We start from the raw sequence: 6,756 nt of genomic DNA, 5'->3' as shown, positions 1-6,756 counted from the left end.
CGCGTGGCGGCGCATGGCGCTCGCGCAGCGCGCGCGGGCCGACGCCATGCTCGCCATGGCCGCCCTGCGGCGAATGCCCCACGTGGGGCCGCCCACGTCCGGCGTGCCGGAACGTGCGGAAACAGACGTCCGCCCCCATGCCGGCGGCGCTTCAATGACCCCCATCGGTATGCAGCAACAAGGGCGCGCAGGCGCCGACAAGGAGAAGCTGCCATGGTAATTCGATTCCTCCCCCGCCTCGCCGTGCTGGCCATGCTGGCCGCGCTCGGTACGCTTGGCGGCTGCACCTGGGCACCGGGGCCCGCGCTGGACAGCAGCCGCATCCAGGACGACCTGACCGCCAAGACCGGCACGGATGTCTATCCGGTCAAGCTGATCACCGCCGACGTGGTGCGCGCCCAGCCCGACTCCATCGCGCTGGCGGCGGCCGTGCCCGATTCGCCGGCCCGCACGGGCAAGCTGGGCGATGACCTCGACGGCTACGAATACCTGATCGGACCCCAGGATCTCGTCGGGGTGACCGTGCTCGACCACCCCGAGATGAGTTCGGGCCTGATGACCGCCCCGGTCACCGGCGCCACCGCACCCGTGCCCGGCGTGCCGCAGATCACGCCCACCGTGCTCCCATCCGACCAGAGCGGCTACCGCGTGGACCGCAACGGCGAGATGTACTACCCGCCCGTGGGCAAGCTGCGCGTGGGCGGCAAGACCGTCGATCAGGTGCGCGGCATGATCACCAGCGCGATCAAGAACACCGTGCGCGACCCGCGCGTGGACGTGCGCGTGATCGCCTACCGCAGCAAGCGCGTGGACGTGACCGGACAGGTCCGCACGCCGGGCATGCTGCCGGTGACGGACGTACCGGTGACGCTGGTCAACGCCATCACGCGGGCCGGCGGCTTCGCGCCGGAGGCGGACGTGCAGAAGGTGCGCCTGACCCGTGACGGCAAGCTGTTCGAGTTCGACCTGGAAGCACTGATCGAACGCCGCAACGGCGCGCACGACTTCCTGCTGCGCGGCGGCGACGTGGTCTACGTGCCGGACCGCCTGTCCAGCCGCATCTTCGTGCTCGGCGAGGTGGCGCGGCCGCAGTCGCTGCTGATGAACAAGGGACGGCTGTCGCTGGCCGACGCGCTGGCCGGCGTGAACAGCATCGACGTGAAGGCGGCCGACCCGCGCCAGATCTTCGTGATCCGCGGCATGCGCGACAAGCCGCAGACGCCCGACGTGTACCGCCTGGACATGACCCAGGTGGACGCGATGCTGCTGTCCACGCAGTTCCGGCTTGAGCCGCTCGATGTGGTCTACGTCGGCACCTCGGACGCCGTGCGCTTCAACCGCGTGCTCGACCAGATCACCCCCACCATCCAGACCCTGTTCTTCACAGTGGAACTGGCTCGCTAGCCTCGTCAGGACGGAGCCGACATGAATACCCCTTTCCAGCGTCCCTACGGTACGCCACTGCCCCTGGAGGACGACGAGTTCATCCTGCGCGATCTGGTGCGCATGGTGCGCCAGCAGCTTGGCTGGGTGATCGGCATCACGGCCGTGGTGGCTGCGGTGGCCACGCTCTACGCCTACTCGCTGCCGGCGATCTACGCGGCGGACGCGCTGCTCCAGGTGCAGGCAAAGAACGCGGACAGCAACCCGCTGTCGCGTGCCTCGCAGATGATGGGCGGCACCTCGCAGCTCGGCACCGAGACCGAGATCGAGATCATCCGCAGCCGCTCGGTGCTTGAGCCGGTGGTGAATGCGTTCCGGCTCAACGTCTCGGTGTCGCCGGTGGTCATGCCCTACCTCGGCAACCTGGCGCGGCGCTTCGCCAAGCCGGGCGAGCCGGCGCCGGCGTGGTTCGGCATGTCGCGCTACGCCTGGGGCGGCGAGCAGATCGACCTGGAACTGCTCGGCGTGCCGGCGGCACTGGAAGGCGTGCCGCTGACGCTGCGCGCGCTCGGCAACGACAGCTTCGCGCTGTACGACCCCGAAGGGATGAAGCTGCTGAGCGGGCAGGTGGGCGAGATTGTCGACGACGGCCCGCTGCAGATCCGCATCGGCAAGCTGGTGGCCCGGCCCGGCACGGAGTTCACGGTCACGCGCTCCAACCAGCTCGCGGCCATCGGCGGGCTGGCCAAGTCCCTGCTGGTGCTGGAGCAGGGCAAGCAGACCGGCATTGTGCAGATCTCGATGGAGAGCAGCGACCGCGTGCGCGCCATGCAGATCGCCAACGCGGTGGTGCAGTCCTACGTGCGGCAGAACCTGGAGCGGCACCAGGAGGAAACCGCCCGTACGCTCGACTTCCTCAACGCCGAGGTACCGCGCGTGCGCGCCGACCTGGAGAAGGCCGAGGACGCGCTGGCCGCGCTGCAACAGCGGCAGGGCGCGGTGAAGCCGACGTCGGAGGCGCAATCGTACCTGGCTGGCGGGCTGGAGCTGGATCGCCAGATCGCCCAGCTCAACCTGCAGCGCACGCAGCTGCTGCAGCGCTTCATGCCGGGCCATCCGCAGGTGCAGACCATCGACACGCAGCTCGGGCAGCTGCGCGCGCTGCAGCAGAAGCTGGAATCGCGCTTCCACGACATGCCGGCGTCCGAGAAGGCCGGCGTGCGCATGGAACGCGACGTGAAGATCGCCCAGGAGATCTACATCTCGCTGCAGAACAAGACGCAGGAGCTGATGATCAACCGTGCCGGCATGGTCGGCAATGTGCACGTGCTGGACGAGGCGCTGGTGCCGTCGTCGCCGGTCAAGCCCAAGCGGGCGCTGATCATCGCGGCCGGGCTGATCCTCGGGCTGGTGCTGGCCGTGCTGACGGTGTTCCTGCGCCGCGCGGTGTTTGGCCGCATGCACGAGATGGAGGAGATCGAACGGCGCCTGGCGCTGCCGATGTTCGGCGAGATTCCGTTCAGCCCGGCGCAGAGCTGGCTGGAGGACTACTCGCGGCTTGAAGCCACCGCGCCGCCCGAGTTGCCGCTGCCGGTGGAACTGGCCGGCGCCGAGCACGTGCCGGTGACGCCCGAGCGCGCCGAGGAATGGCTGCCCGCCGCCACCCGCCCGGTGCTGGCGGAGAGCCGGCCGCACGACGAGGCCATCGAGGCGCTGTGCGGCATCTGCACGCAGTTCCAGTTCACGCTGGAGCAGATGGGCCACCGCGTGGTGGCGATGGTCGGGGCCACCTCCGGAGTGGGCAAGAGCTTCGTCACGTCGAACCTCGGCACGCTGCTGGCCAAGTCGAATCGCCGCGTGCTGCTGATCGATGGCGACCTGCGCCGCCAGCGCCTGTCCGGCTACTTCAACCGCGCCGCCGGCATGGGCCTCTCGGAAATGCTGGGCGGCCGCATCGACGCCAACCAGGCGGTGGTGCCCACGGGCGTGTCGAACCTCTGGATCGTGCCCGCCGGCAACTTCGGCGCCACGCCGGCCGAGCTGCTGATGAACACGCGCTTCCGCCAGGCGCTGGACACCTACGCACGCACCTACGACCTGGTCATCATCGACACCCCGCCGGTGCTGGACCACAACGATGCGATGGCCGTCTCCGCGCTGGCCGCCGCCACCGTGATGGTGCTGCGTACGGGCGCCCATACCGAGGAACAGATCGTCGATGCGGTGAAGCGGCTCAAGCGGGCCGGCGGCAACGTGGTGGGGGGCATCCTCAACACCGTGGTTGGCGACGCCGTGCCGCAGTCGGACAGCCTGAGCGACACGCTCGCGCGTGCCGCCGGGCAGCCCGCGTGATGCGCCGCCCCGCCCGTCATACGCGCCTCACGCGCCACGCACGCCTCCCGGGAGCCCGCCCGTGATGACCCTCGCCCTCGACGGCCCCCGCCGCGCCAGCCGGCAGCTGCACCCCGCACTGGTGCCGGGGCTGTTCTTCGCCTTCGTGCTGGTGCTGATCCTGCTCAGGCTGGGCCGCGTGGTGGAGCTGGCGTACCCGGTGGGCGCCGTGCTGGTGGGGCTGATGTGCTACCGGCGCAACCCGGCCGAGTATGTGTCCTTCATGTGCTGGCTCTACTTCCTCTCGCCCGAGGTGCGCCGCATCGCCGACTTCTTCAACGGCGCCTACAACCCCATCAGCCCGATCCAGATGGCGCCGGTGCTGGTGGCCATCCTCAGCGGCCTGACCGTGCTCACCCACTACCGCGTGGTGGCAACCAAGCGGGCCTTCCCGTCGCTGCTGATCGTGCTGGCGATGACGTACGCGCTGGTGGTGGGATGCATCCGCAACTCGGTGCCGTCCGCGCTGTTCTCGTTCGGCTACGCCATCATCCCGGTCTTCGTGGGCTTCCATGTGCTGGCTACCTGGAAGCACTTCCCGGTCTATTCGCGCGTGCTGGTCTCCACGTTCAGCTGGGGCATGTTCGTGATCGGCATCTACGGGGTAATCCAGTACGTGCTGATGCCGCCCTGGGACGCCATGTGGATGCTGAAGTCAGGCATCGGCTCGGTGGGCGAGCCGCTGCCGTTCAGCTTCCGCGTGTTCAGCACGCTCAACTCGCCGGGGCCGCTCGCCACGGTGCTGATGGGCGGGCTGCTGTTCATGCTGGCCGGGCGCGGCAAGGTGGTCTGGGTGGGCGCGGTGTCCGGGCTGGTGGTGCTGCTGCTGACGGCCGTGCGCTCGGCCTGGGGCGGGCTGATCATCGGCGGGATCTACGCGCTGGCCTGCATCGACGCCCGCACGCGGGCCCGGGTGATCCTCGCCATCCTGATCGTCTCCGCGCTGTCCGTGCCGATGTTCGCTGTCGAGGAATTCGCCAAGCCGGTACTGGACCGCATGGAGAGCGTGACGTCGATCAAGGACGACCGCAGCTTCCAGATCCGCATGCGCTTCTACGAATCGTTCCTGGCCGTGGCGACCAGCGACATCGCCGGGCAGGGCATGGGCGCGGTTGGCATCGGCACCAAGCTCGACTCCGCCACCAGCCAGCTGGGCAAGTTCGGCGTGTTCGACAGCGGGCTGATGGAGATTCCGTTCGTGATGGGCTGGCCCGGCACGCTGCTCTACCTCACCGGGCTGCTGTGGATGATTGGCCGCGCGATGAAGCGCGGGCTGGCGATGAAGTCCAACCGGCTGCTTGCCGCCGCCGTGGGCACCGCCATCGCGCTGGTCTCGATGCTGGTGTTCAGCAATACGCTGAACGCGTTCGACGGCATCCTGTTCCAGCTCGGCGTGACGCTGCCCGTGATCGGCCATCGCTATGCGCGCATGCTGGCGGCGTCGGGCGGGGCCACGCCATGACGCCCGCATCCGCCGACGCGGCGCCGGCCGTGCCGCCGCTGCGTGTCGCCATCGTCACGCACGTGGTGGACCGCAACGACGGGCAGGGCCGCGTGAACCACGAGATCGTGGCGGCGGCGCTGGCGGCGGGCTGCGAGGTGACGCTCGTGGCCAGCCAGGTGGCGGCGATGTGGCGCGAGCATCCGCGCGTGCGCTGGCACGCCGTGCCCGAGGCGCGGCTGCCATCGGCGCTGCTGCGCTACCAGGCTTTCGCCGTGGCGAGTGGCTGGTGGCTGGCGCGGCACCGCCGCCAGTTCGACATCGTTCACGTGAACGGCTTCATCACCTGGGCCCATGCCGATGTGAACACGGCGCACTTCGTGCACCACGGCTGGCTCCATTCCGGTTACTACCCGTACCGCCTGAGCGGTGGCGCGCACGCGCTCTATCAATGGGTCTATACGCGGCTCAACGCCCGGCTGGAGCGCATGGCGTTCCGCCGCGCGCGGGCCGTGGTGGCGGTGTCGCCGCGCATCGTCGCGGAGCTGCGGGCGACCGGCGTGCCGGTGGATGGCATCGAGGTGATCCCGAACGGGGTGGACACCGCCGAGTTCGCCCCGGGCAAGGTCTGCCGCGCGCGCTTCCGGCTGCCGGTGGGCGTGCCGCTGCTGCTGTTCGCGGGCGACCTGCGCACGCCGCGCAAGAACCTGGACACCGTGCTGGCGGCGCTGGCCCAGGTGCCGGAGCCCGTGGCGCTGGCCGTGGCCGGCAGCGCCGAAGGCAGCCCCTATCCGCAGCGCGCCCGGGAACTCGGGCTGGCTGACCGCGTGCATTTTCTCGGCCACGTGGCCGACATGCCCACGCTGATGCGCAGTTGCGACGCGCTGGTGTTTCCGTCGCGCTATGAGCCGATGGGCCTCGTGGTGCTGGAGGCCATGGCCAGCGGCATGGCCGTGCTGACCGCGCGCTCCACGGGTGCCGCCGGGCTGGTGCCGGACGGCGCCGGCATCGTGCTCGACGACCCCGACGACGCCGTGGCGCTGGCCGCCGCGATCCGCCGCTTCACGGCCGACCCCGGTGCGCTGCGGCGCATGGGGCAGGTCGGCCGCGCCGCCATGCTGGCGCAGGGCTGGGACGCGATGGGCCAGCACTATCTCCAGCTCTATCGCCGCCTGGCCGTGCGGCCCGTACCCACCCGATCGCAGGAAACCGACATGACGCTGAAGGGAGAGACCCAATGACCGCACCCTGGGCGATGGGCGACACGACGGCGTTGCAGCCCCCCGGGGCGCTGCGCACGCAGCCGGGTGCGAACGATGCCGGACCCGAATCACTGGCGGTGCAGATGGCCGAGGCCGCACGCGCGCCGCTGACCGCGTTCCAGATCGGCATGCACTGGTTCCCCGAGCGCGCCGGCGGGCTGGACCGCATGTACTACGCGCTGGCCGGCGCCCTGCCCGATGCCGGCGTGGCCGTGCGCGGCATGGTGGCCGGCACCGGCGCGGCGGCGGCGGACACCCACGGCGCCATCGCCGCCTTCG

5 protein-coding genes and 1 pseudogene are annotated in these 6,756 nt (G+C 70.2%); all 6 read left to right on the top strand.

The window, feature by feature from the left end:
- Window positions 1-220 (top strand): hypothetical protein (locus KHO18_RS27810; protein WP_211944278.1); only part of this gene is annotated, 220 nt, incomplete at its 5' end.
- Window positions 214-1,404: a polysaccharide biosynthesis/export family protein gene (locus tag KHO18_RS27805; protein ID WP_144201091.1), complete on the top strand. Its 1,191-nt coding sequence runs from the start codon at window positions 214-216 to the stop codon at window positions 1,402-1,404. The genes KHO18_RS27810 and KHO18_RS27805, both read left to right, overlap by 7 nt.
- 21 nt (window positions 1,405-1,425) lie before the next feature.
- Window positions 1,426-3,735 carry a polysaccharide biosynthesis tyrosine autokinase gene (locus tag KHO18_RS27800; protein ID WP_144201094.1) on the top strand — a complete coding sequence of 770 codons (2,310 nt, stop codon included), beginning with the start codon at window positions 1,426-1,428 and terminating at the stop codon, window positions 3,733-3,735.
- A 64-nt stretch (window positions 3,736-3,799) separates the two neighbouring features.
- Complete coding sequence (locus KHO18_RS27795; protein ID WP_331491834.1) at window positions 3,800-5,236, top strand: hypothetical protein; 1,437 nt, start codon at window positions 3,800-3,802, stop codon at window positions 5,234-5,236.
- On the top strand, window positions 5,233-6,456 hold the full coding sequence (locus tag KHO18_RS27790; RefSeq protein ID WP_211944277.1) for a glycosyltransferase family 4 protein: 1,224 nt from the start codon (window positions 5,233-5,235) through the stop codon (window positions 6,454-6,456). The genes KHO18_RS27795 and KHO18_RS27790 overlap by 4 nt, the downstream gene beginning before the upstream one ends.
- Window positions 6,453-6,756, top strand: a pseudogene (locus KHO18_RS28585) (hypothetical protein); the annotation flags it as partial. The gene KHO18_RS27790 and the pseudogene KHO18_RS28585, both read left to right, overlap by 4 nt.

Origin of the sequence: Cupriavidus campinensis (genome assembly GCF_905397395.1) — a bacterium.
In the GTDB taxonomy this organism is placed as follows: Bacteria; Pseudomonadota; Gammaproteobacteria; order Burkholderiales; family Burkholderiaceae; genus Cupriavidus; species Cupriavidus campinensis.
This window is presented reverse-complemented; position numbering and strand designations above follow the sequence as displayed.

Coding starts and splice junctions, on each gene's coding strand:
- KHO18_RS27805 (WP_144201091.1), top strand. CDS start 214: ATGGTAATTCGATTCCTCCCCCGCCTCGCCGTGCTGGCCATGCTGGCC.
- KHO18_RS27790 (WP_211944277.1), top strand. CDS start 5,233: ATGACGCCCGCATCCGCCGACGCGGCGCCGGCCGTGCCGCCGCTGCGT.
- KHO18_RS27800 (WP_144201094.1), top strand. CDS start 1,426: ATGAATACCCCTTTCCAGCGTCCCTACGGTACGCCACTGCCCCTGGAG.
- KHO18_RS27795 (WP_331491834.1), top strand. CDS start 3,800: ATGACCCTCGCCCTCGACGGCCCCCGCCGCGCCAGCCGGCAGCTGCAC.